Source organism: Kitasatospora sp. NPDC028055 (assembly GCF_040637885.1).
Lineage (GTDB): Bacteria > Actinomycetota > Actinomycetes > Streptomycetales > Streptomycetaceae > Kitasatospora.
The window spans coordinates 1-20,430 of sequence record NZ_JBEZXE010000038.1; the positions used below are offsets into that span (position 1 = coordinate 1).

The 20,430-nt window shown below is 74.4% G+C and carries 21 protein-coding genes and 1 pseudogene; 8 read left to right on the forward strand and 14 right to left on the reverse strand.

Going from position 1 to position 20,430, the window contains the following annotated elements; genetic code table 11:
- On the reverse strand, nt 1–1,180 hold a 1,180-nt coding region (locus tag AB0F71_RS29445), incomplete at its 3' end, for an LCP family protein (protein WP_360240386.1).
- Nucleotides 1,173–1,682, reverse strand: a complete 510-nt coding sequence (locus AB0F71_RS29450) for a DUF6542 domain-containing protein (RefSeq protein ID WP_360240389.1) — start codon at nt 1,680–1,682, stop codon at nt 1,173–1,175. The genes AB0F71_RS29445 and AB0F71_RS29450, both read right to left, overlap by 8 nt.
- A gap of 320 nt (nt 1,683–2,002) precedes the next feature.
- Between AB0F71_RS29450 and AB0F71_RS29455 the strand changes: the two genes are divergently transcribed.
- Both AB0F71_RS29455 and AB0F71_RS29460 read left to right on the forward strand, forming a co-directional pair.
- On the forward strand, nt 2,003–2,209 hold the full coding sequence (locus AB0F71_RS29455; RefSeq protein ID WP_360240392.1) for an antitoxin: 207 nt from the start codon (nt 2,003–2,005) through the stop codon (nt 2,207–2,209).
- Nucleotides 2,210–2,291: 82 nt separating this feature from the next.
- Nucleotides 2,292–2,987, forward strand: a complete 696-nt coding sequence (locus AB0F71_RS29460) for a lytic transglycosylase domain-containing protein (protein ID WP_360240395.1) — start codon at nt 2,292–2,294, stop codon at nt 2,985–2,987.
- 7 nt (nt 2,988–2,994) lie between these two features.
- Here the strand turns inward: AB0F71_RS29460 and galE are convergent, their stop codons facing one another.
- The 4 genes from galE to AB0F71_RS29480 all read right to left on the reverse strand — a co-directional run bounded on the left by galE (nt 2,995) and on the right by AB0F71_RS29480 (nt 8,144).
- Complete coding sequence (gene galE / locus AB0F71_RS29465) at nt 2,995–4,011, reverse strand: UDP-glucose 4-epimerase GalE (protein ID WP_360240398.1); 1,017 nt, start codon at nt 4,009–4,011, stop codon at nt 2,995–2,997.
- 151 nt (nt 4,012–4,162) lie between these two features.
- A complete protein-coding gene (locus tag AB0F71_RS29470; RefSeq protein WP_360240401.1) occupies nt 4,163–4,834 on the reverse strand; it encodes a hypothetical protein in 672 nt (223 codons plus the stop codon).
- A gap of 158 nt (nt 4,835–4,992) precedes the next feature.
- Nucleotides 4,993–7,200 (reverse strand): RICIN domain-containing protein, encoded by a 2,208-nt coding sequence (locus AB0F71_RS29475; RefSeq protein ID WP_360240404.1) that lies wholly within the window; start codon nt 7,198–7,200, stop codon nt 4,993–4,995.
- A gap of 449 nt (nt 7,201–7,649) precedes the next feature.
- Entirely contained in the window at nt 7,650–8,144 is a 495-nt protein-coding gene (locus AB0F71_RS29480; RefSeq protein WP_360240407.1) for a hypothetical protein, read from the reverse strand.
- A 697-nt stretch (nt 8,145–8,841) separates the two neighbouring features.
- Here AB0F71_RS29480 and AB0F71_RS29485 point away from each other — a divergent pair.
- Entirely contained in the window at nt 8,842–11,367 is a 2,526-nt protein-coding gene (locus tag AB0F71_RS29485; RefSeq protein ID WP_360240410.1) for a cytochrome P450, read from the forward strand.
- A 24-nt stretch (nt 11,368–11,391) separates the two neighbouring features.
- On the opposite strand, the gene AB0F71_RS29490 is transcribed toward AB0F71_RS29485, so the two are convergent.
- The 4 genes from AB0F71_RS29490 to AB0F71_RS29505 form a co-directional block, all read right to left on the reverse strand.
- Complete coding sequence (locus AB0F71_RS29490) at nt 11,392–11,532, reverse strand: DUF6126 family protein (RefSeq protein WP_360240413.1); 141 nt, start codon at nt 11,530–11,532, stop codon at nt 11,392–11,394.
- Between the two features lie 98 nt (nt 11,533–11,630).
- Nucleotides 11,631–11,975, reverse strand: coding sequence for a metalloregulator ArsR/SmtB family transcription factor (locus AB0F71_RS29495; protein WP_360240416.1), 345 nt, complete (start codon nt 11,973–11,975; stop codon nt 11,631–11,633).
- Between the two features lie 230 nt (nt 11,976–12,205).
- The gene (locus tag AB0F71_RS29500) at nt 12,206–12,670 is read right to left on the reverse strand and encodes a hypothetical protein (RefSeq protein ID WP_360240419.1); all 465 of its coding nucleotides are present in this window, start codon (nt 12,668–12,670) and stop codon (nt 12,206–12,208) included.
- A 285-nt stretch (nt 12,671–12,955) separates the two neighbouring features.
- Nucleotides 12,956–14,215: a glycoside hydrolase family 3 N-terminal domain-containing protein gene (locus AB0F71_RS29505; protein WP_360240422.1), complete on the reverse strand. Its 1,260-nt coding sequence runs from the start codon at nt 14,213–14,215 to the stop codon at nt 12,956–12,958.
- A 26-nt stretch (nt 14,216–14,241) separates the two neighbouring features.
- On the opposite strand from AB0F71_RS29505, the gene AB0F71_RS29510 reads away from it, so the two are divergent.
- The gene (locus tag AB0F71_RS29510; RefSeq protein ID WP_360240425.1) at nt 14,242–14,634 is read left to right on the forward strand and encodes a hypothetical protein; all 393 of its coding nucleotides are present in this window, start codon (nt 14,242–14,244) and stop codon (nt 14,632–14,634) included.
- A gap of 64 nt (nt 14,635–14,698) precedes the next feature.
- Here the strand turns inward: AB0F71_RS29510 and AB0F71_RS29515 are convergent.
- Together AB0F71_RS29515 and AB0F71_RS29520 are read right to left on the reverse strand one after the other, a co-directional pair.
- A pseudogene (locus AB0F71_RS29515) lies at nt 14,699–14,890 on the reverse strand (GNAT family N-acetyltransferase); the annotation flags it as partial.
- A 14-nt stretch (nt 14,891–14,904) separates the two neighbouring features.
- On the reverse strand, nt 14,905–16,320 hold the full coding sequence (locus AB0F71_RS29520; protein WP_360240639.1) for a PLP-dependent aminotransferase family protein: 1,416 nt from the start codon (nt 16,318–16,320) through the stop codon (nt 14,905–14,907).
- A 187-nt stretch (nt 16,321–16,507) separates the two neighbouring features.
- On the opposite strand from AB0F71_RS29520, the gene AB0F71_RS29525 reads away from it, so the two are divergent.
- Both AB0F71_RS29525 and AB0F71_RS29530 read left to right on the forward strand, forming a co-directional pair.
- Nucleotides 16,508–17,344 carry a methyltransferase domain-containing protein gene (locus tag AB0F71_RS29525; protein WP_360240428.1) on the forward strand — a complete coding sequence of 279 codons (837 nt, stop codon included), beginning with the start codon at nt 16,508–16,510 and terminating at the stop codon, nt 17,342–17,344.
- A gap of 71 nt (nt 17,345–17,415) precedes the next feature.
- Nucleotides 17,416–17,673 carry a hypothetical protein gene (locus AB0F71_RS29530; RefSeq protein WP_360240431.1) on the forward strand — a complete coding sequence of 86 codons (258 nt, stop codon included), beginning with the start codon at nt 17,416–17,418 and terminating at the stop codon, nt 17,671–17,673.
- Here the strand turns inward: AB0F71_RS29530 and AB0F71_RS29535 are convergent.
- Both AB0F71_RS29535 and AB0F71_RS29540 read right to left on the reverse strand, forming a co-directional pair.
- Entirely contained in the window at nt 17,651–17,965 is a 315-nt protein-coding gene (locus AB0F71_RS29535; protein WP_360240434.1) for a hypothetical protein, read from the reverse strand. The genes AB0F71_RS29530 and AB0F71_RS29535 overlap by 23 nt on opposite strands.
- A gap of 75 nt (nt 17,966–18,040) precedes the next feature.
- On the reverse strand, nt 18,041–18,541 hold the full coding sequence (locus AB0F71_RS29540; protein WP_360240437.1) for a MarR family transcriptional regulator: 501 nt from the start codon (nt 18,539–18,541) through the stop codon (nt 18,041–18,043).
- A gap of 108 nt (nt 18,542–18,649) precedes the next feature.
- On the opposite strand from AB0F71_RS29540, the gene AB0F71_RS29545 reads away from it, so the two are divergent.
- Both AB0F71_RS29545 and AB0F71_RS29550 read left to right on the forward strand, forming a co-directional pair.
- On the forward strand, nt 18,650–19,573 hold the full coding sequence (locus tag AB0F71_RS29545) for an EamA family transporter (RefSeq protein WP_360240440.1): 924 nt from the start codon (nt 18,650–18,652) through the stop codon (nt 19,571–19,573).
- Nucleotides 19,574–19,718: 145 nt separating this feature from the next.
- A complete protein-coding gene (locus AB0F71_RS29550) occupies nt 19,719–20,357 on the forward strand; it encodes an NAD(P)H-binding protein (RefSeq protein WP_360240443.1) in 639 nt (212 codons plus the stop codon).
- Nucleotides 20,358–20,430 lie beyond the last annotated feature (73 nt).

The window sequence follows — 20,430 nt, forward strand, 5'->3', positions numbered from 1 at the left end:
GTCGGCGAGCCCCCAGGGGTGGTACGCGCGGGCCTGCGGCGGGGCGACCCGGGCGATCGCGACCATCAACCCGCCACTGGCGTCCAGGACTTCGAACGATGGTCTTGAACCCGGTGATGGGCAGGGTGTTGAACTCGACGTTGCCGCCGGTGAGGTTGGGCGCCTGCTGGGCGAAGTCGAGGATGTTCCACTCGTTGTCGATCACGACGTCCTTCTTCACCACCCCGAACAGCTTCTGCATCTGTCCGAAGTCGTTGAGGATGCCCTGCTGCTTGAGCTTGTACTCGACCGAGGAGATGAACGCCTGCTGCCGGTGGGTGCGGTCGAGGTCGCCGTTGGTGAGGTGGTGGCGCTGGCGGACGAAGGACAGTGCCTGGGCGGCGTCCAAGGAGCTGATCCCGGCGGGCAGTTTGAGGCCGGTGCCGCCGCCCTCGTGCGCGGCGGTCCGGGCGATGATCGGATCGTCGACCGGGTGGTTGAGGCAGACCTGGATCGGTTCCACGGCCTTGGCGATGTCGTAGAAGCCGATCAGGTTGACCTCGGCGAAGTGGTCGATCGGGACGTCCAGGAAGCTCTGCACGGTCTGGATCGTGGCCGAGCGGCCGGCCTCCCGGCTCTGCCGTTCCAGATCCGCCTTGGAGAGGCCCTTGCCCGCGAGCTTCGACTCGGCGGCCTCCTTGGCGATGCCGTAGGCCTCCTTGATCTTGTGCATCTTGCCGTCGGCGCCGGCGGTCTGCACGTAGTCGTCGCGTGGCACGGACAGCGCGGTCACCTTCCCGCCGTTGGCCGGGATGTGCAGCACGATCAGGGCGTTGGTGTTGTAGCCGCCGATCTCGCTGGAGCCGGCGTGCAGTTCGTCCTCGACGAACTGCTTGGGCAGGTCGTTGCCGTCCATGTCCTTGCGGCTGTCGAGGCCGATCAGCAGCAGGTTGACGGACTTGTCCAGGTGCGGCGGGGCGTTCTTCTTCGCCTCGTTCAGCGCACCGGACTTGATCATGCCGTCGTCCAGGCTGCGGTACTCGTACCAGGTGAAGCCGCTGGCGCCGAGCACGGCGGCCGAGACGGTGCAGGCCAGGGTGCGGCCGGCCACGGTCAGCGGGGCGGAGCCTCGGCGCGGGGACCGGCCGCGCGGGCGCTTGGCGCGATTGGTGTGGTTGGTGCGGTTGGTGCGCTCAGCCACGGCGGCCCCTTCCGCTCGGGGCCCCGGCCCTGGGGGGCCGGCGGCGGTCCAGCACCGTGCGCACCACGATCACCAGCAGTGCGACCGCCAGCGCCGTCGCCATCACCGGGAACGCCCCGACCACCCAGCGCACCGCGCCGGTGCCCAGCCCCTTGCCCTGGTACTTGGCGGGATCGGCCGCGTACTCGACGCCCGAGGCCGTCAGCAGCACCACCACGGGGGTCGCGGTCAGCACCCACCAGCGGCCGCTCCGGCTGCACAGCACCGCCGCGACGCCGGTGCCGAGCACCGCGCCGACCGCGAACAGGATGCCGACGCCGGGGCCGCCCAGTTCGTCGCCGATCCCGCCCAGCAGCGGCAGCCCGACCGCGGCGAGCGCGGCGACCGCTCCGCCGCGCCGACGGGCCTGGTGCCTGCGGCGCGAGGCCCCGGCGCGCTGGGTGCGGGTCTCCCGCGACGGGTCGGGGTCACCGCCGGCCGCGCGGGAGCGCTGGGCAGGCACGGCGGGGTCCTCGGTGCGAGGTCCCGCGTCCTGGTACGGCGTTCTCGCCCGCTGGCCGGCCATGCGCACTTCCCTCGATCGTTTCGGCTGCGGCGGCGCGACCACGCCGCCCGTCGTGCCGGGACGCCATCCGTCCGCCGGCAATTCCCGCTGTCTACAGGCCTGTAGAGGCTGGTCTGGAGCATACAAACCCATTTCGGCAAAGTCACTCGCCGCCGTTCCGCAGCGGCGGGCCGCCCGGCCGCCCCTCGTTAGGATGACCATGATCCCCGCCACGTCGGCACACCAACAGGAACGCACAAGAGGAGTAGAGCGTCACCATGTTTGAAAGTCTTAAGAACATCGCGGACAAGGCCACCGACCTCGCCCGCGAGCACAGCGACGTGCTCGGGCAGGGTCTGGAGAAGGTCGGCGACGTGATCGACGACCGCACGGACGGCAAGTACAGCGGGCAGATCGACACCGGTGTCGAGAAGGCGAAGGACTTCCTGCGCAACCTCGACGGCGACGCGAAGTCCGCCGAGTAGCACCGGCCGGGCCTCCCGCGGGGCGCGAGCGACCGTACGGCGGTCGAACTGGATGACGGGCGAACGGGGAGGGTCGACGGCGGTGAGCGAGGAGCAGAAGGGTCCGCGCTGGGGGCGCTGGATCGTGATCGGCGTGCTGGCCGCGGCCGGGTGGGGCATCGTCCGCAGCGGCGGCCACGAGCCCGGGGCCGCTTCGGCGACGCCCTCGTCCACGTCCTCGTCGTCCGCCGCCGCCCCGTCGTCGGCCGGATCCGGCGGGCCGTCGGCGGCCCCGTCGAAGCCCTCCGGCCCCTACGAGCCCGCCGACTACGCGGCGCCGGTGCGCCAGTACGCGGCCGAGGCCGGGGTCAACCCCCAGCTGCTGATGGCGATCCTCTACAACGAGGCGTACAAGCCGCACGACCCCGACTTCGAGCGGGCCTGGCAGCGCAACAAGCCGGACGCCGCCTTCGGCATCGCCAACATGCACCGGGCCGCCTTCGACGACACCAAGCCGGGCCGCCCGTTCGCCTCCCGCCGCTGGGAGGAGCTGCCGGACGACCGCAACCTGGCCGTCCAGGCAGCCGCCTGGCACCTCCACGACCTCGCCGAACAGCTCCCCGCCAAAGTGGGCGCCCCGCTGAACCAGGACGAGCTGCTCGCCCTCGGCTACAACGCCGGGGCGGGCAACATGCTCGCCTTCGCCCGGGGCGTCAAGATCGGCCCGCAGGCGCAGTCCTACCTGGACCGCCTGCACGACAACTGGGCGAAGTCCGGCGAGGCCGTGAAGCAGCGGTGACGGCCGGTCAGCTCGCGCCGAGCTGGGCGGCCCACTTGGCGCGCCAGGCGAGCGCGTCGGCGACGCCCTCGGCGAGGGTGCGCCGCGGCGTCCAGTCGAGCAGTTCGCGGGCGGCGTCGACGGAGGCGTAGCAGCCGATCACGTCGCCCGGGCGCGGGCCGGCCTCGCGGACGTCCAGCTCGGTGCCGACGGCCTGTTCGAAGGCGGCGACCAGCTCGCGGACGGTGGTGCCCTCGCCCGTCCCGACGTTGATCGCCCGGAAGCGGTCGGCCGCGTCGGGGGCGATCACCTCGTCGAACCGGAGCAGTGCCGCGACGTGGGCCTCCGCCAGGTCCTGGACGTGGACGTAGTCGCGGATGCCGGAGCCGTCCCGGGTCGGCCAGTCGACGCCGGTGACGGTGAACGGGGTGCCCTCGGTGTGGGCCTCGATCAGCTTGCCCAGGGCGTGGCTGGGGTTGAGGTTCTGCAGACCGGTGCGCAGCCGGGAGTCGGCGCCGACCGGGTTGAAGTACCGCAGGGTGATGACCCGCTGCCGCTCGGCGCCCTCGCCCCGGGTCCAGTCCTGGAGCACCTGCTCCATCATCAGCTTGGTGCGGGCGTACGGGCTGTTCGCCTCCAGCGCGGAGTCCTCGTCGACCCGGCCGTCCGGGGTGGGCGCGTAGATCGAGGCGGAGCTGCTGAACACCACCCGGGTGCAGCCGTGGCGCTGGAGGGCGTCGAGCAGTTCGACGGTCTTGGCGACGTTCTCCCGGTAGTAGAACAGCGGCTTGGCCACCGACTCCGGGACGACGATCCTGGCCGCGCAGTGCACGGTCGCGTCGATGTCCGGGTGTTCGGTGAAGATCCGGTCCAGCAGGGCGGCGTCGGCGATGTCGCCCTGGTAGAAGACGCGGTTCTCCACGAACTCGGCGCGGCCCTTGGACAGGTCGTCCAGGACGACCGGGGTGATGCCCCGGTCCAGCAGGACCGAGGCCACCGTGCTGCCGATGAAGCCGGCACCGCCGGTGATCAGGACCTTCCTCATACGCGGATGCTCCCTTGCGATCGGCCGGGCGTCCGGTGACGCCCGGTGATCGCTCAGACGTGCCTCCTGCGCCACAAGGTTCCCGGTTTGCCGTGCGGCATGGATCACGGGTCGCCGACGGCCGGCCGGGGCGGCGCCGCGCTCCGGTCCGTCAGCGGCGGGCGCGTCCGCGCAGCCAGAAGCCGGTGCCGACCAGCAGCACGGCCGCGGCGGCGGTGCCGATGGCGGCCCAGGTGGTGGCGTCGTCGGTGCTCTCGTGGGCGGGCGCGGCGGTGGTGGCCGCGGCGGCCAGCACGGTCGGGCCTGCGGTTGGCGTGGCGCCGGACGCGGCGGAGGCGGAGGAGCTGGCGGAGGCGGAGGCCGAGGCGTTGGCAGACGTGGCGGCCGAGGCGGAGGCGGAGGCCGAGGAGGAGGCGGCCGCATCCAGCAGTGCCGGGTCGCTGATCGCCGCCGGCTCGACGTCGAGTTCGCGCTCGCCGTGGCCCAGCGAGGGGAAGGCGCAGTCGACGGAGATCTTCCAGTGCCCGGCGGGCAGCAGCTCCCGGGTGGTGTAGGTGCCCGGGCGGCCCGGCACGGCGACCAGTCGCCAGGGGCCGACGGTCCGGCCGTCGGCGGCGGTCGCGGAGAGCGTACCGGCGAACTCCTCGGTGACCGGGTCGTGGTCGTTCTCCCAGGTGGCGACGGTGCTGATCCGGCCGTCCTGCTGACCGGTCACGTCCAGGTGGACGGTGTCACCGTGGGCGGCAGCGGGCGTGGCGGTGGGCAGGACGGTGACGGCGGCGAGGGCTAGGGAGGCGAGCAGCGGGCGGGTGCGGGTTCGCATGGCGGGCGGTCCTCGGCGGGTGGGGTGAGGGTTCGTGGAGCGGCGGCGCCGGGTGCGACCGCCATCCGGTGGTGGCGGCCGCACCCGTGGTGCGGGGTCGTACACAGTGGTGCGGGGTGGTGGTGCGGGACGGTGCGGGATCGCGCGGTCGTACCGAGCTACGAGGTCTTCAGCAGCGACCAGTCCTGGTACGGCCGGCCGTTCGGCTGCTGCAACTCCAGCAGCCAACCACCGTAGTACCAACGGTCGCTGAGCCCGAGCACCAGGCCGGTCCCGTCGGCGGTGAGGGTGAACCCGCCATCGGTGGCGGCGAGTTGCCACTTCTGCGAAGCGGCGTCGGAGCACGGCTGCTGCGCCACGTACTGCCCGGCCACCGGGGTACCGCCGAGCTGCAGGCACTTGCCCGAGCGCGCGGACTTGATCCGCAGTGCGCCGTTGCCGGCGTCCTCGAACTGCCACTTCTGGTTGGCGTAGCCGGTGCGCTGGTAGCCGATCGCCACGGTGCCGTCGTTCATCGAGCTGCCCCACAGGTCGGCTGCCTGGCCGGTGAGGCCGTTGACCATGCTGTAGCGGGTGCCGGGCTGCGGGCGGCCGGCGTCGGCGAGGGTGCGGAAGTTCGCCGCGCGGCCGGGCTTGCCGACCGTTCCGGCGGCGTCGCGGACGGCGACGGCCACGGTGTAGCCGGTGCCGGGCGCCAGCCGGACCACGCCGACCACGGTCGAGCGGACGGTGCCGATGGTCTCGCCGTTCAGCTGGACGTCGTAACCGGCGGCGGCGGGAACCGCGTTCCAGCTCAGCACGACCGAGTTCTGGGTGATCTGACTCGTCGTCACATCGGGGCCGGTGCCGCCCGGGGCCGGGGTCCTGGTCGGCGACGGGGAGCCGGTGGGCGTGGCGGTGGGGCCGCCGGTGGGCGTGGGGGACGGCGAGGGCGTGCGGGTGGGCGTTCCCGTGGGGGTCGGGCCAGCGGTCTGGGTCGGTGTCGGAGTCGGGGTGGGGTTCGGACCGGTCCCGCCGCCGTTGCCCGCGATGAGGAAGCGGTTGTTCGCGACGTTCCAGTGCGTGGCCAGGTAACTGCCGGGCGCCGGGGCGGTGTTGTAGTAGTCGTCGTGGTTGCAGTCGAGCCGGTCGTCATGCGCGCGGTCCGCGCAGGCGATCCGCATCTGCGGGTAGTACGGGGCGTCCGAATAGCACATGATGTCCCACTCGTCCGTGCAGTGACCGGCCTTGCTGGAGTTGGGTGCACTGTTGTTCACCGCGCCCAGGTTGTGGCCGAGCTCGTGCGCGGCGGTGCTCCCGCTCCAGCAGCCGGAGTCGGTCCGGCCGTACGAGGGGCCGAAGTTGCTGAGGTTGTCCTGGCCCGGGCGCTCGTCACCGGCGAAGGTGCCGATCCCGCAGTACACCTTGGCGTCGGTGAACATCATGTACTTGCGGTCCTTGCGGTTGAACCCCTGCGCAGCCAGCGCACGGTTGCTCGCGTTGAAGTCCTGGATCTCGGAGTCGGCGATCTGCACGTTCAACACCGAGGCCGTGCAGTCCGGTTCGGTGACGAAGCGGACGTGCCGCACACCGCCGGTCTCGGCGGCGCTGGCGTTGTAGATGACGTCGACGTCCGCGGCCCACTTCTTGAAGGAGGACAGGTACTGGGCGAACCGGTCGTTGCCGGGGGTGTGCACGTACACCACCTGGACGCGGTTGCCGCTGCTGCCGTCACCCTCGCAGACCAGGCCCGATCCGGCGGCCGGGGCGGCGGCGGGCGGGGCAGCTGCGTCCTGCCCTGCGGAGCCCTGGCCGGCCTCGCTGAGCAGCGCCTTCCGGGCGGCGTCGAGGACGGGGGCACCGCCCTTCAACAGGTCGGCGGCGGAGGGGGGTTGGGATCCGGTGGGCGGGGTGAGCTCGGGCACCCGGGCGGCCGGGGCGGCGACCGGCGGAACGTCCTTGTGGATGTCCACGTCCTTGGGCGGCGCGTCCGGGCCGTGGCTGCACTGGGCGCTGCCGGTGACCTCCAGCATGTTGCCGCAGCGGTCACCGGTCGGCAGGTTCAACCCCGTGTAGACCAGCCCGCGGTCGGGCTGGTCCTTGGGTATCGCCTTGGGCGGAGCGGCCTTCTCGTCCCGCTTCGGAGCGGGCGCCCTGGTGGCACCCTCGGCCGTGCCGGTCTCCCCCGGGCCACCGTCGTCCGCGACCGCGTCGAGCGGCGCGTCCGCCGCCGTGGCGGCGCTGCGCATCGCCCCGGGCTCCAGCGCGGTGCGCAGGCCCAGGGTGCCCACGACCAGTGCGACCGCGACCGCCACGGCGACCAGGGCGCTCCTGCGGGTGAGCCTGCGGCGCCTGCGCCGACGGAGTTCGCTGCTCCGGTGTCCCATCGCGTTCCTTTCCTCGTGCGACGGTCCGGGCCCCGTGGTGAGGGGTCCGAACCTTCCGACACGAGGGAGAGCGGGTGGGGCGGCGGGGAATAACAGAAACCTCTTGCGAAATTCCCGGGCCCGTTCGAGACGCGGCGAGACGAGGCGAGGCGAGACCCGGCAGGGCGGGGCGGGGCCAGGCGGAGCGGAGCCCAGCCGCCCGGACGGCGAAGTGCCGGGGAGCGCACTCGGGGGGTACGCGCTCCCCGGCACAGGGGTGGTGGCGGCCACCCGGCCGGAACCCCCGGGGCCTGCGCCCCGGCGGCCGTGTCGAATGCTAGACCTCCCGCCGGGAGTCGACCAGCGCCCCGGACAGCGAAGTTTCCGCCTCGGACATGCCATCGCCATCCGTGACATGACGATCCGTCACTTGGCTCACTCCAGCCCTCGCCCCGGCCCCCGGCCGGCCGTCAGGCCGCGACCTCCACCCGGGCCGGGCCACCAGCTGCCGGGCCACCGGCTGCCGGGCCGCCGAGCACCGGACCAGCGACCACCGGACCACTCACCGCCCCCGCCGCACCGCGGCCGCCGTGCAACCGGGCCAGCCCGGCGGCGAGCAACGCCCGGTCCCCGGCGAGCCACACCCGCAGCGCGGCGGAGAGCGCGGCACTGGCCGGGCCCGCCGACGGTCCGCCGGTGCGCACCAGCCGCTCGCCGAGCAGCGGCAGCAGGTCCGCGACCGGCGCGGGCAGCCAGAGGGTGACCGCACAGGGCGCCGGCCGGGCCAGGACCCGCAGCAGCGGCAGCACCGAACCGTCGTCGTGCAGCGAGGGGATGACCTCCAGCAGCCCGTCGACCGCGACGCCGGAGACGTCGCCGCCGTGGCCGCGCGCGAGGTCCCGCAGCAGCGCCCGCTCGGCGGCCGTAATCCGGACAGTCAGCATGACCTCGTCATCGCAGTCCATGGTCCCGTTCCCCTGTCGTGGAATTGGTGGAATCTGGAGGGTCGTGGAGCCCGGCGGGCGGTGCGGTCCGACGGGGCAGTGCGGTACAGGCGGGCAGTGCGGTACGGGCGGGCAGTGCGGTACGGGGCATTCCTGCCCCGCGACCGCCGTCCGCTACCGGCGTTATCAGGCCGTAGTGCCGCCCGCCGTAGCGGCGGTGGAGCACCCGGGGGCGGCGGGCCGGGAGAGCTCGGCCGCCCTCGGGGGCGGTGTGGCAGACGAACGGGCACCCGGACAGCCGGCGGGCCGGTGGCGCAGACGGGTCATCGGATTCCTCCTTCTCCGCCCACCATGCTGGCCCTCGCGTGGCCGTGCGGCGAGGGTCCAAAGACCCTCCCGTCGGGACCCGTACGGCCGCCGGGAAGAGGACATCGGCGCAGGTCAGGGCAGCGGGAGCGGGCCGGCCCGGGGTCGGCGGGCGGGCCGGGCGGCGGGCCTGACGGAGGCACGGGCGCGGGGCCGGCACGATGCTCGTCCGTTGGAGTGATCCGGGCGCGTTCGGCGCAACGCCCGTCGGACCGGCGCGTTTCCCATGGCGTGCGCCCTCTGCCCCGGGCGCACGCGGGGTCCGCGCTCGACGGCCCCCGCCACCCGGCCGGCCGGCCGGTGCCCTCCCCCGGTACCGCCCGCACCGGCCTCTCTGGTGAGAGGAAGTGTCATGACCCTGCCGACCAACGCCCTGCTGGCAGAGACACGGAAACGGATCGTCCCCCCGAGAACCACGCCGCCCCCCGCACCCGCACCCCGAGCCGCCGTCCCCCCGCTCGCCCCCGGCGCCCTGCCCGGACTCGGCCACGCGGCCGCCCTGCTGCGCGACCCGCTCGGCTTCCTCGGCTCGCTGGCCCGCCACGGCGGCGTGGTCCGCATCCGGCTCGGGCCCCGCACCGTCTGCGTGGTGACCGACGCCCGGCTGGTCCACACCCTGCTCGTCGCCCTCGCCCACGACTGCCCGCGCGGCGCCGTCCAGGACACCCTCAAGACCGCCTTCGGCGACGGCCTGCTGATGTCCGAGGGGCAGGCGCACCGCGACCGCCGCCGGATCATCCAGCCCGCCTTCGGCCCCGACCGGATGGCCGGCTACCTGGCGGTGATGCACCAGGTCACCGAGGAGCGGGCCGGCCGCTGGCGCCCCGGCCAAGTCCTCGACGTGGCCAAGGAGATGAACCACCTCGCGCTGGAGATCGTGACCCGCTCACTGTTCGACGCCCGGCTCAGCGAGGACGCCACCCTCGCCTTCCACCGGGCGCTGCCCGACCTGGTGAAGGGGCAGATCGTCCAGTCCCTCTACCCCCACCCGGCGCTCGCCCGGCTCCCGCTGCCCGTCAACCGGCGCTTCGACGCCGCCGTCCGGGTGCTCAACCGGGTGGTCGACCAGGCCGTCAACGGCCGCCCCGGAACGGCCCGTCCGGACCAGCGCGGCACCCTGCCGGCCCTGCTGCGCGCCGCCACCGACCCGGCCACCGGCCGCCCGCTCACCGAGGCCGACGTCCGCTCCGAGGCCATCACCATGTTCGGGGCCGGCACCGAGACGGTCTCCACCACGCTCACCTGGCTGCTCGACGAACTCCTGCGCCACCCCGAGGTCGAGGCCCGGGTGCTGGCCGAACTGGACGAGCACCTGCCCGCCGGGACCACCCCCACCCCCGAGGCGCTCGCCCGGCTCACGTACACCCGCAGTGTCACCCAGGAGGTGGTGCGGCTGCACGCCCCCAACGCCTTCCTGATGCGCACCGCCCGGGTGCCCGTCGACCTCGGCCCGTACCGGATCCCGGCCGGGACGGAGCTGCTGTACAGCCTCACCGCGCTGCACCGCGACCCGCTGCGCTACGACGATCCGTCGAGCTTCCGGCCCGAGCGCTGGCAGGACGGCGGCGGGCTCGGACGGCCGTCCTTCCTGCCCTTCGGGGCGGGCAAGCACAAGTGCATCGGCGAGGCCTTCGCCTGGGCCGAGCTGACCGTCGCGGCCGCCGCGATCCTGCGCCGCTGGCGGCCGGTGGCGGTGCCGGGGGCGCGGGCCCGGGAGGTGGTGTGGACCACCGTCCAGGCCCACGGCCTGCGGGTCCGGCTGGCGCCGCGCGGCTCCGCCGCGCCGAGTGCGGCCGCCTCCGCCTCCGCCACCGCCTCCGCGCCGACAGGGCGGGCCGTGCCTGCGGGCGCCGCCCTCACCGCAGGCCCCGCACCGGCCGGGACCGGCCCCGACCGACCGCACTCCGGCGGCTGTCCGCTCACCGGCACCACACCCCGCCCCGGCGCGCCCGCCGCCGTACCCCTCCCCCGGCCGCCCGCCGAACTGCGCGCCGCCGCCGACCGGCACGCCGACTGGGCGGTCCGCCACGGCCTGCTCGCCCCCACCGAACTCCCCGACTACCGGGCCTACGCCCTGCACGAGCTGATCGGCCACGCCTTCCCCCGCGCCCGGGGCACCGAACTGGACCTGCTGGTGGACATGCTGGGCTGGTTCACCGTCCTGGACGACCGCTTCGACGGCCCGCCCGGGCGCCGGCCCGCCGAGGCCCACGCGCTGGTCGACCCGCTGATCTCCGCCCTCGACGGCGACGCCCGCCCCGCGGCACCGGGCGACCTGCTCCTCACCGCCTGGCAGGAACTGTGGGAACGCCAGCGCCGGTCCACCTCGCCCGCCTGGCGCGCCCGGGCGGCCCGCGAGTGGCGCGCCTGCCTGGCCACCTTCCCCGCCGAGGCCGAGCACCGCGCCCGCGGCACCGTCCCCGCCCTCGGCCTGGCCGACACCATGCGGCTGCGCCGCCACGGCAGCTGCGTCTACCCGTTCATGAACATACTGGAACGGGTCCACGGCGCCGACGCCCCCGCCGCCCTGCACGCGGAACCCGCACTGCACCGCCTGCGCGCCAACACCGCCGACGCCGCGACGCTGATCAACGACCTCTACTCGCTGGAGCGGGAGGAACGGCAGAGCGCCGCCGCGTTCAACACCGTCCTCACCCTCCAGCGGGTCCGCGGCTGCACCCGCAGCCGGGCCGTCCGGGCGGTGCGCAGCCGGGTCAGCGCCCTGCACCGGGAGAACGAGCGGCTGCGCCGCGACCTGGCCCGCCGCCACCCGGCGGGGCGCTGGTACCTGGACGGCACCCGGGAACTGGTCGCCGGTGTCCAGGCCTGGACCAGCACCAGCGACCGCTACCTGGTGCCGGGCGACCGGGCTCGCTGACGGGCGTCGCGGGCGGCCCGGCCGCTACTTGCGGTCGCCGAGCGCGAACAGCAGCAGGACGAAGCCTGCGAACAGGTGGGTGGCGAAGATGTAGATGCCGGCGCGGATCAGCATCGCCTTGCGGCGGCGCTTCTCCTCGCTGGTGCTGTCGGCACTGTCGCCCATGGGGCTGCTCTCCTCGGGTCGGTCACGGTCACGGTCGCCCGGCGTGGGCGCGAAGCCCCGGCTACGGGGGTGTGCACGGGCTGCGCACTGCTACCGGCTCAGCGGGGCGACCGGCTTCCGGCGGCGCGCAGTTCGGTGAGCAGCGCCCCCTGGTCGGTGATCAGCTCGGTCAGGATCCGCCGCGCCGCGCTCAGCAGCTCGGCGACGTCCGGGGTGCTGAGCGCGTACACCACCGTGTTGCCCTCGCGGGTGGCCGTGACCAGCTGGGTGCGGCGCAGCACCGCGAGCTGCTGGGAGAGGTTGGACGGTTCGATCTCGATCTCCGCCAGCAGCTCGCGCACCGGCCGGGGGCCGTCCTGGAGCAGTTCCAGGACCCGGATCCGGACGGGGTGGCCGAGGGTGCGGAAGAACTCCGCCTTGGCCTGGTACAGCGGGACCGGCATGGCCCGTTCCCTTCCTCGGATCCGGCTCGGTGGTCGTCCGGTCGGCCGGTCGCCACGGCCGGGCGGGGTCCGTACCGCGGCCGGTAGGCATCATCGCTACGGATGAAGATTTCTTCAAGTCGTCACAGTGGAAGGTGACCGCTCCCACATCGACGGCCGGGCCGGGACGGCGCAGAGCCGGGCCCGGGAGGCTGCCAACTCCCGGGCCCGGCAGTCCGAGTGACGAGCCGTCAGCAGACTACAGGCAGTTCCAGGGTGACCGGGGCCGGTCCGCGCAAGCTCCCCTCCACCGAGAAGGAGGCGTGCACGAGCGACCCGCAGGACACGGTGGCGCCGACTCCGTCCACCCTGACCGTGCTGACCTTGAACTCGGTACGCCCGGCCACCGCGCCGAGCGGGCCGACGCCGGCCAGGTCGGCCGACAGCTTGGTGACCAGTTCCTGCGGCGCCGGCGGCCACGGCGTTCCCGGCGAGGGCGGCCCGGCCAGCCCGATCAGGCCGTACAGCACGACGGCGTCACCGGTGACGTCCGCGCAGACCCTGGTGGACAGTCCGGCCTGCAGGCCGGAGCGCCCGCAGGTGGTGACGGTGGCGGACTCCTGCCCGGCGGCAACCGCCGGCAGCGGCGCGCCCAGCAGCGCGACGACACCGGCCGCGCCCGCCGCGATCCGGGTGACGCGGGTGATGCGGTTCATGGCTCCTCCTTCGGAGGGTGTGAGGAATGAACTCGTGGGACGGGGATCGAGCAATGCGTCATGGCACATGTAACATTTCATGTGTGCCTTGACGGCAACTCTGCCATGCGATTCAAACCCCCAAGCGCCACTTCCCCTTCGAACCGATGCCTCCGGCCGAAAGCACGCCTACGATGGCGTGTTCCCATGCGGCAGGGCGAACCCCAGCACCTCGCCGGGCATCGGCCCGTTGAACCAGGGATGAACCGTTGGCCCTCCTGCTCGGCCCCGCCGCCCGGGCCGCCCTCAGCCGAGGCCCTCCCGCAGCGCGTCCACCCGGGCGACGGCCTCCGTGAAGGCGGCACGGTCGAGGCCACCGGAGTCCAGGGCCGCCGCCAGGGCGGTGGTGGCGTCCTCGCCCTGCTGGGGGTCGCGGGCGGAGCAGAGGATCAGGTCCATCCCGGCCGCCGCGGCGGCGACGGCCCGCGGGCCGGTCGGACCGTACGGGGTGAGGGCGCCGGCCTCCAGAGCGTCGGTGACGGTGACGCCGTCGAAACCCAGGCGCTCGCGGAGTTCGCCCTGGACCACGGCGGGCGACAACCCCGCCGGACGGTCCGGGTCCAGCGCCGGGTAGACCGCCCAGGAGGCCATCACCAGGCGCACCCCCGCAGCGATGGCGGCCCGGTACGGGGCCTCGTCGCGGGAGCGCAGCCGGTCCAGCGAGACGGGGAGGGTGACGGGGCGGGCGTCGGTGTTCTCGTCGCTGGCCGCCGCACCCAGGCCGGGGAAGTGCTTGGCGGTGGCCGCCACGCCCCGGCTCTGCTGGGCGGCGAGGAAGGCACTGCCCAACTCGCCCACCGCGGCCGGGTCCTGGCCGTAGGAGCGCTCGTGGCGGTCGATGAAGTTGCCCGGGGTGTCGTAGACGTCGAGCACCGGGGCGAGGTTGACGTTCAACCCGGCGTCGCCGAGCGTTCCGGCGGCGCCGACGCCGGAGTCCACGGCAGCGGCGAGCGGATCCGGGGCCGTCCCGGTGCGGCGGGCGGAGAGCTCCGGCGCCCCGGGCAGCCGGCGCACCCTGCCGCCCTCCTGGTCGGTCATCAGCAGCAGCGGGCGCGTCCCCGGGGCCTCGGCCGCGGCCTGCTTCAACGCGGCCACCGCCTCGGCCAGTTGCGCCGGACCGGTGACGTTCTCCCCGAACAGGATCACCCCGGCCGCCCGGCCCTCCCGGATCGCCCGCAGCACCCCGGGCGGCGGGGTCGGCCCGGGGTAGGAGAGCACGATGCGCCGGCCCGCGAGCTGCCGCGAGTCCTGCTGCGGTTCGGTCATCGCCAGGTTCCTCTCACCGGGAAGCCCACCACCGCGCGTCACCGACCCGGCCGGAACCGGGCCGAGCGCGGCCGCCACCACCAGCAGCACTGACGTCCACCGGGCGATCCGCCGTAACGGGGCCATCCGTCCCTCCAGAGTCAGCAACGGCATCCGGTCCGCCAGCGTATCCAGGAACCCGCCCGCCGGCAGCCCGTACAACCCCGCACCCAGCGCGACCGTCCAGGACGTGTCGATCACTGTGGGACAACACCTCGGGTGCTCGCATGTTCGATCACCTGGAGATCCTGTCGGCGCGGCAGCACGGCCTCGGCGACCAGGCGCGGTTCCTGGTCAACGCGGAGGACCTCGTCGCCGGGTCGATCGGCCCCTGGGGCCGCGGCCTGCGGCTCCCGGTCCTCTTCCCCGGGAGCCGACCGAGCCCGCTGCGGGCGAGCGCCTGGCCCCGCCGGGTGAGGCTGGGCGAGCCGGACTGCACCGGCGGCTGCTGCGGGTACCTGTCCGCCGTCGTGCAGCGGATCGGCGACGTCGTGGTCTGGTCGGCCTGGGAACTGCCGACCGACGCGGGCCGCCCGCCGGAGTTCACCTTCGAGGCCGCTCGGTACGAGGCCGAGGTGGACCGCGCCGAGGCCGACCCCTGGTGGCGGGTGAGCGGCTGAACCGGCCCCCGGCCGCGAGCGGGGGGCCTCGGACGGCGTGCTCGACGAACTGGCCGCAGTCATGAAAGCGGGCCGGGACGACGATGTCGAAGGCGTCGTCGGCGAGGCCGCTGTCGGCGACCGTCGGGCCCGCCGCGTCGGCGACGGTCCTACCCGCGGTGTGGCGGTGCAGGTGACAGGCGTGCGCGGCCAGGTTCCGTGCCGTCCTGGCCAGGATGTCGCCTTGGTCCGGAGCAGTGGGTTCTGTCGCGCCCATGGTGGTTGCTTCGCTCATGCGGGAGCCGGGCGGGCACCTGGAGCGCCGCCGCCGGTTCCGGCCCGGCGGACCAACTCCCCCAGGACGGCGATGCCTTCGGCGAGGTCGCCCGGCGGGACGGCCGCGTATCCGAGGACCAGGCCGGGCGGGTACGGCAGGCGGGCGTGCCAGGACAGGGGCTGCACCTTGACGCCGCGGGCGAGCGCGGCGGTGGCCAACTCCACGTCACTGCACCCGAGATGCTCCGGCAGGGTGAGCATCAGGTGCAGCCCGGCGGCTGCGCCGTGCACGGTCGCGGTGGGGAGGTGGGTGCGGATGGCGGCGATCATCGCGTCCCGGCGGCGGCGGTGGCGGCGGCGCAACAGCCGGAGGTGTCGCTCCAGTTCACCGGACTCCATCAGCCGGGCGAGCACCAGCTGGGGCAGCACCGGGTTGCCGAGGTCGGCGAAGCGCTTGGCGTCGAGCACGGCCGCGCGCAGCGGCGGCGGCACCAGCAGCCAGCCGGTGCGCAGCGCCGGGGCGAGCAGTTTGGAGGTGCTGCCCGCGTAGCAGACCCGGCCGGGCAGTTCGGCCCGCAGCGCGGGGACGGGCGGGCGGTCGTAACGGTGCTCGGCGTCGTAGTCGTCCTCGATGACCAGGCCGCCCTCGTCCGCCCAGCGCAGGAGTTCGCGGCGCCGGTCGCCGCCGAGGACGACGCCGGTCGGGTACTGGTGGGCCGGGGTGAGCAGTACGGCGGGGGCGCCGGTGGCGCGCAGCGCGTCCACCCGGATGCCCTCGGCGTCGACCGGGACGGGCGGGGTGGCGGCGAGCCAGTGGGCGAGGTGCTGGCGGGCCCCGAGCGAGCCCGGATCCTCCACGGCGACCTCGGTGATGCCCGCCCGACCGAGGGCCCGGCCGAGCAGCGCGAGCGCCTGGGCCGTCCCGGCGACCACGAGCACCTCCTCCGGGTCGGCGCGGATGCCCCGGTTGCGGGCGAGCCAGTGGGCGACGGCCTGGCGCAGGGCGGGGGTGCCGCGGACGTCCCCGTAGCCGAGGTCGGCTGCGGCGAGGCCGTCGAGGACGGCCCGTTCGCCCCGCAGCCAGGCGGCGCGGGGGAAGGCGGCGAGGTCGGGCACGCCGGGGGTGAGGTCGATCCGGGCGGGGGTGGCGCGCAGCTGGTCGAAGACCTCGGGGTCGGGATCGTCGCGGAACAGCGCGGGTGCCGGGCGGGCCGGCGCAGCGGCGGGGACCGCGGCGGGCGCGAGGGCGACCACGACCGTACCGCCCCGGCCCCGCCCGGCGACCTGCCCCGCCTCGGCGAGCCGCCGGTAGGCGTCCGTCACCACGCCCCGGGAGACCCCGAGTTCCGCCGCGAGCACCCGGCTGGCGGGCAGTCGGGTGCCGGCGGGCAGCCGCCCGTCGGCGACGGCCTCGCGCAACCGGCGGGCCAGCCAGTCGGTGAGGCCGCCGGGCGGGGCCTCGGCGGCATCGAGCTGGAGGAAGTCGACACCGGTCTCCCCGGTCTCCCCGGTCTCCCCGGTCTCCCCGGCCTCCCCGGCCGGGCCGGCCTCTTTGGACCTGTCGTTCCCGGCGGCTTTGGACCTGTTCACCGGTCCATACTGACGCGAGGGTTGAGCCATGACCACCGAAACGACCCTGTTCCCCGCCGCCCCGTACGTCCACGGCTACTCCGACACCGAGGCACAGCGCCTCGGCGACCAGGCCGACACCCTCGCCGAGTTGCTGCACTCGGGCACCGCCTACCCGGTGGGCAGCCGGGTGCTGGAGGCGGGCTGCGGGGTGGGTGCGCAGACGGCGCACCTGCTCGCCGCCAACCCGGGCGTGCTGCTGACGGCGGCGGACATCTCGGCCCGGTCGCTGGCCCAGGCCCGGGCCCGGATCGCCACCGTGGCGCCGGCGGCCCAGGTCACCTGGCACCACGGCGACCTGCACCGACTGCCCTTCCCGGACGGCGCGTTCGACCACGTCTTCCTGTGCTTCGTGCTGGAGCACCTGGCCGAACCGACGGCCGGACTGGCCGCGCTGCGGCGGGTGCTGCGGCCGGGCGGGACGATCACGGTGATCGAGGGCGACCACGGCTCGGCCTTCTTCCACCCGGAGACCCCGGCGGCCCGCCGCACCGTCGACCACCTGGTCCGGCTCCAGGCCGGGGCGGGCGGCGACGCCCTGGTGGGTCGCCGGCTGCACCCGCTGCTGACGGCGGCCGGGTTCGCGGACGTGACGGTCCGCCCGCGGACGGTCTACGCGGACGACAGCCGCCCGGCCCTGGTGGAGGGCTTCACCCGGCGGACCTTCGTCCCGATGGTCGAGGCCGTCCGGGCGGAGGCCCTGGCCGCCGGGCTGACCACCCCGGAGGCCTTCGACCGCGGCATCGCCGACCTGCGCCGGGCGGCCGAACCGGGCGGGACCTTCCACTACACCTTCTTCAAGGCGGTCGCGGTCAGGCCGGAGTAACCCCCCGACCACCGCCCCACGCCGGGAAAACGCCTCGCCCCGGGGCCCGGCGCACTGCGAGGATCCGGGGAATGGGAACGGACATCCACGGCTTCATCGAGTACCGCCGCACGCACGGCGCACCTGTGGACGAGGGCGACGAGGACACCGCGTGGAGCGTGGCGATGGACCTCTACGCGCTGTACTGCGGCCGGAACTACGACGAGTTCGGCTGCCTCTTCGGGGTCCGCAACCTCGCGGGCTTCCGACCGCTCGCCCCGGACCGGGGCCTGCCCGAGGACCTGCACGGGCCGGACAACGTGCGGCTCACGGTGTGGTTCGACTCGTAGCACCCGTCGCCGAAGGGCCCGGCGGAAGGTCCGCCGCCCGAAGGTCCGCTGCCGGTGTGGTCGCCGGAGGGCCCGGCACCGGGCTCGCCGAGGAGGTCGGCCCGTACAGCGGCAGACCGAGTTCCGTCATCCGGTCGGCGATCAGGTCGTTGCACTCGCGGATGCCGGGCACGGGCTCCGGCGACGCGTCGCGGATCGCCTTGATCGCGTGGACGTGGCGCCGCACGGCGAGGTGTTCGTCGACCGTGCGACGGACGTCGGCGGGGAGTGCGGTCCAGAGGGGGTGGTCCATGGCCGCCATCCAAGGCGGGGACGGCCGGCCCCGGCAATCGATTAACGACCGGTCGCACTGCCGGCCAACCGCCGGTCAGCCGGCCGGGTCGTCCCCGAGGTCGGCGAGCAGCGCGCGCATGGCGTCGACGAGCGCGGCCCTGCGGGCCTCGTCGAGCCCGGCCAGCATGCGGTGCTCGTTGGCGATGTGGTCGGGGAGGGCGCGGTCGATCAGGGCGTGGCCCTCGGGGGTGAGTTCGACGTCGCGGCTGCGGCGGTCGTGGTCGCTGCGGGTGCGGGTGACCAGGCCCCGGGCTTCCAGGCGGTCGAGGCGCTGGGTGATGGCGCCGGAGGTGACCATGGCGGACTGCATCAGGCCGGTGGGGGTGAGGCGGTAGGGCGGGCCGCTGCGTTTGAGGGTGGCGAGGACGTCGAAGGAGGGCGCGTCCAGGCCGTGTTCCGCGAAGGTGCGGTTGAGTTCGGCGTCGACCAGGCGGTAGAGCCGCTTGAGCCGGCCGAACACCTCCATCGGGGAGACGTCCAGGTCGGGGCGCTCGGCGCCCCACTGCGCGACGACGCGGTCGAGATGATCTGCCACGGGTCCAGGGTAGATGCCCACCAGATCCCTTAGCGATGAGGTAACTGTGAGCCACATCACCGGTGGGATCCGCCGAAGAATGCCTTAGCGCTGAGATATATTGGCTTAGTGCTAAGCAATCGCCTCGCCGTCCTGCTGACGACGGCCCTCGCCCCCGCGGTCTGGGGGACGACCTACCTCGTCACCACCGAACTGCTCCCGCCGCACCGCCCGCTCCTCGCCGCCGTCATCCGCTGCCTGCCCGCCGGACTGCTGCTGGTCGCCCTCACCCGCACCCTGCCGAAGGGCGGCTGGTGGTGGCGCGCACTCGTCCTCGGCGCCCTCAACATCGGCGCCTTCCAGGCCCTGCTGTTCATCGCCGCCTACCGCCTCCCGGGCGGGATCGCGGCCACCGTCGGCGCCGTCCAGCCGCTGGTCACCGCCGGGCTCTCGGCGGCCCTGCTCGGCGACCGGCTCACCCTGCGCACGGTGCTCTCCGGCATCGCCGGCGTGGCGGGCGTCAGCCTGCTGGTGCTGCGCGCCGGCGCCCGGCTGGACGCGGCCGGGGTGGCCGCCGCGCTCGGCGGTGCGGTGGTGATGGCCTTCGGCGTCGTGCTCTCCAAGCGCTGGGTCTCCCCCGCGCCGCTGCTCGCCACGACCGGCTGGCAACTCACCGCCGGCGGCCTGCTGTTGGTGCCGGCCACCCTGCTGAGCGAGGGCGCCCCGCCCACCCACTACACCGCCGACAACCTGCTCGGCTACGCCTACCTCTGCCTGATCGGCGCGGCCCTCACCTACGCGGTCTGGTTCCGCGGGCTGCGCTCGCTGCCGCCGACCTCGCTGTCCTTCCTCTCCCTGCTCAGCCCGGTGGTCGCCACCCTGGCCGGCTGGCTGGCGCTCGGACAGGACCTGAGCCCGCTGCAGGCGCTCGGGGCGCTGGTCGTCCTCGGCTCGCTGATCGTCGCCCAGACCCAGCGGCCCCGCCGGGCCACCCCGACGGCCGCCGGATCCGGGACGGACCTCCGGCCGGACCCGGTGCCCGAGAAGGCCTGACCCCCACAGCACACACGCCGCAACCCGTACCCCGCACCCCCCGCACCCCGCACCCCGCACCCCACACCCCACACCCCACAGCGCACACCCCGCACCACCCGTGCCCCATCGCAGTCCCGTTCAGAGGAACCGAGGAGAGACCTTCATGCGCATCACCGTGTTCGGCGCCACCGGCAACGTCGGCCGACGGGTCGTGGCCGAGGCGCTCGCCCGCGGCCACGAGGTGACGGCCGTCGTCCGCAACCCCGCCAAGCCGCACGGCCTGCCGGCCACCGTCACGCTCGCCGTCGGCGACGCCGACGAACCCGCCGACGTCGCCCGGATCGCCGCCGGCCAGGACCTGGTGGTCGCCGCCACCCGCCCGGCGCCCGGCCGCGAGCACGAACTGGCCGCCACCACCCGGGGCCTGCTGGCCGGCCTGGCCGGAACCGGCGTGCGCCTGCTCGCCGTCGGCGGGGCCGGCAGCCTCACCGTGCCGGGCACCGACGGCACGATCCTGGTGGAGTCGCCCGGCTTCCCGGCGGAGATCCGGCCGATCGCCCTGGCCTGCAGCGAGCAGCTGGAGCTCTACCGAGCGGACGGGGAGGTCGACTGGACGTACCTGAGCCCGGCCGCCCTGCTCGAACCCGGGGTGCGCACCGGCCGGTTCCGGCTCGGCCGGGACGAGCTGCTGGTCGACGCCGACGGCAACTCGGCGATCTCCATGGAGGACCTCGCCGTCGCGCTGCTGGACGAGGCCGAGCAGCCGGTGCACCGGCGCGCCCGGTTCACCGCCGCCTACTGAAACCGCCCGCCAAAGAAAGCCTCGTCGGGGTTCGTGGTGCTGGATACGCCCGCCCAGGGGTGTATCCAGCACC

Excerpts from the sequence above, each read along its gene's own strand:
- AB0F71_RS29455 (WP_360240392.1), top strand. The coding sequence starts at position 2,003 with ATGTTTGAAAGTCTTAAGAACATCGCGGACAAGGCCACCGACCTCGCC.
- galE (WP_360240398.1), bottom strand. The coding sequence starts at position 4,011 with ATGAGGAAGGTCCTGATCACCGGCGGTGCCGGCTTCATCGGCAGCACG.
- AB0F71_RS29470 (WP_360240401.1), bottom strand. The coding sequence starts at position 4,834 with ATGCGAACCCGCACCCGCCCGCTGCTCGCCTCCCTAGCCCTCGCCGCC.
- AB0F71_RS29475 (WP_360240404.1), bottom strand. The coding sequence starts at position 7,200 with ATGGGACACCGGAGCAGCGAACTCCGTCGGCGCAGGCGCCGCAGGCTC.
- AB0F71_RS29480 (WP_360240407.1), bottom strand. The coding sequence starts at position 8,144 with ATGGACTGCGATGACGAGGTCATGCTGACTGTCCGGATTACGGCCGCC.
- AB0F71_RS29485 (WP_360240410.1), top strand. The coding sequence starts at position 8,842 with ATGACCCTGCCGACCAACGCCCTGCTGGCAGAGACACGGAAACGGATC.
- AB0F71_RS29490 (WP_360240413.1), bottom strand. The coding sequence starts at position 11,532 with ATGGGCGACAGTGCCGACAGCACCAGCGAGGAGAAGCGCCGCCGCAAG.
- AB0F71_RS29495 (WP_360240416.1), bottom strand. The coding sequence starts at position 11,975 with ATGCCGGTCCCGCTGTACCAGGCCAAGGCGGAGTTCTTCCGCACCCTC.
- AB0F71_RS29500 (WP_360240419.1), bottom strand. The coding sequence starts at position 12,670 with ATGAACCGCATCACCCGCGTCACCCGGATCGCGGCGGGCGCGGCCGGT.
- AB0F71_RS29510 (WP_360240425.1), top strand. The coding sequence starts at position 14,242 with ATGTTCGATCACCTGGAGATCCTGTCGGCGCGGCAGCACGGCCTCGGC.
- AB0F71_RS29525 (WP_360240428.1), top strand. The coding sequence starts at position 16,508 with ATGACCACCGAAACGACCCTGTTCCCCGCCGCCCCGTACGTCCACGGC.
- AB0F71_RS29530 (WP_360240431.1), top strand. The coding sequence starts at position 17,416 with ATGGGAACGGACATCCACGGCTTCATCGAGTACCGCCGCACGCACGGC.
- AB0F71_RS29535 (WP_360240434.1), bottom strand. The coding sequence starts at position 17,965 with ATGGACCACCCCCTCTGGACCGCACTCCCCGCCGACGTCCGTCGCACG.
- AB0F71_RS29550 (WP_360240443.1), top strand. The coding sequence starts at position 19,719 with ATGCGCATCACCGTGTTCGGCGCCACCGGCAACGTCGGCCGACGGGTC.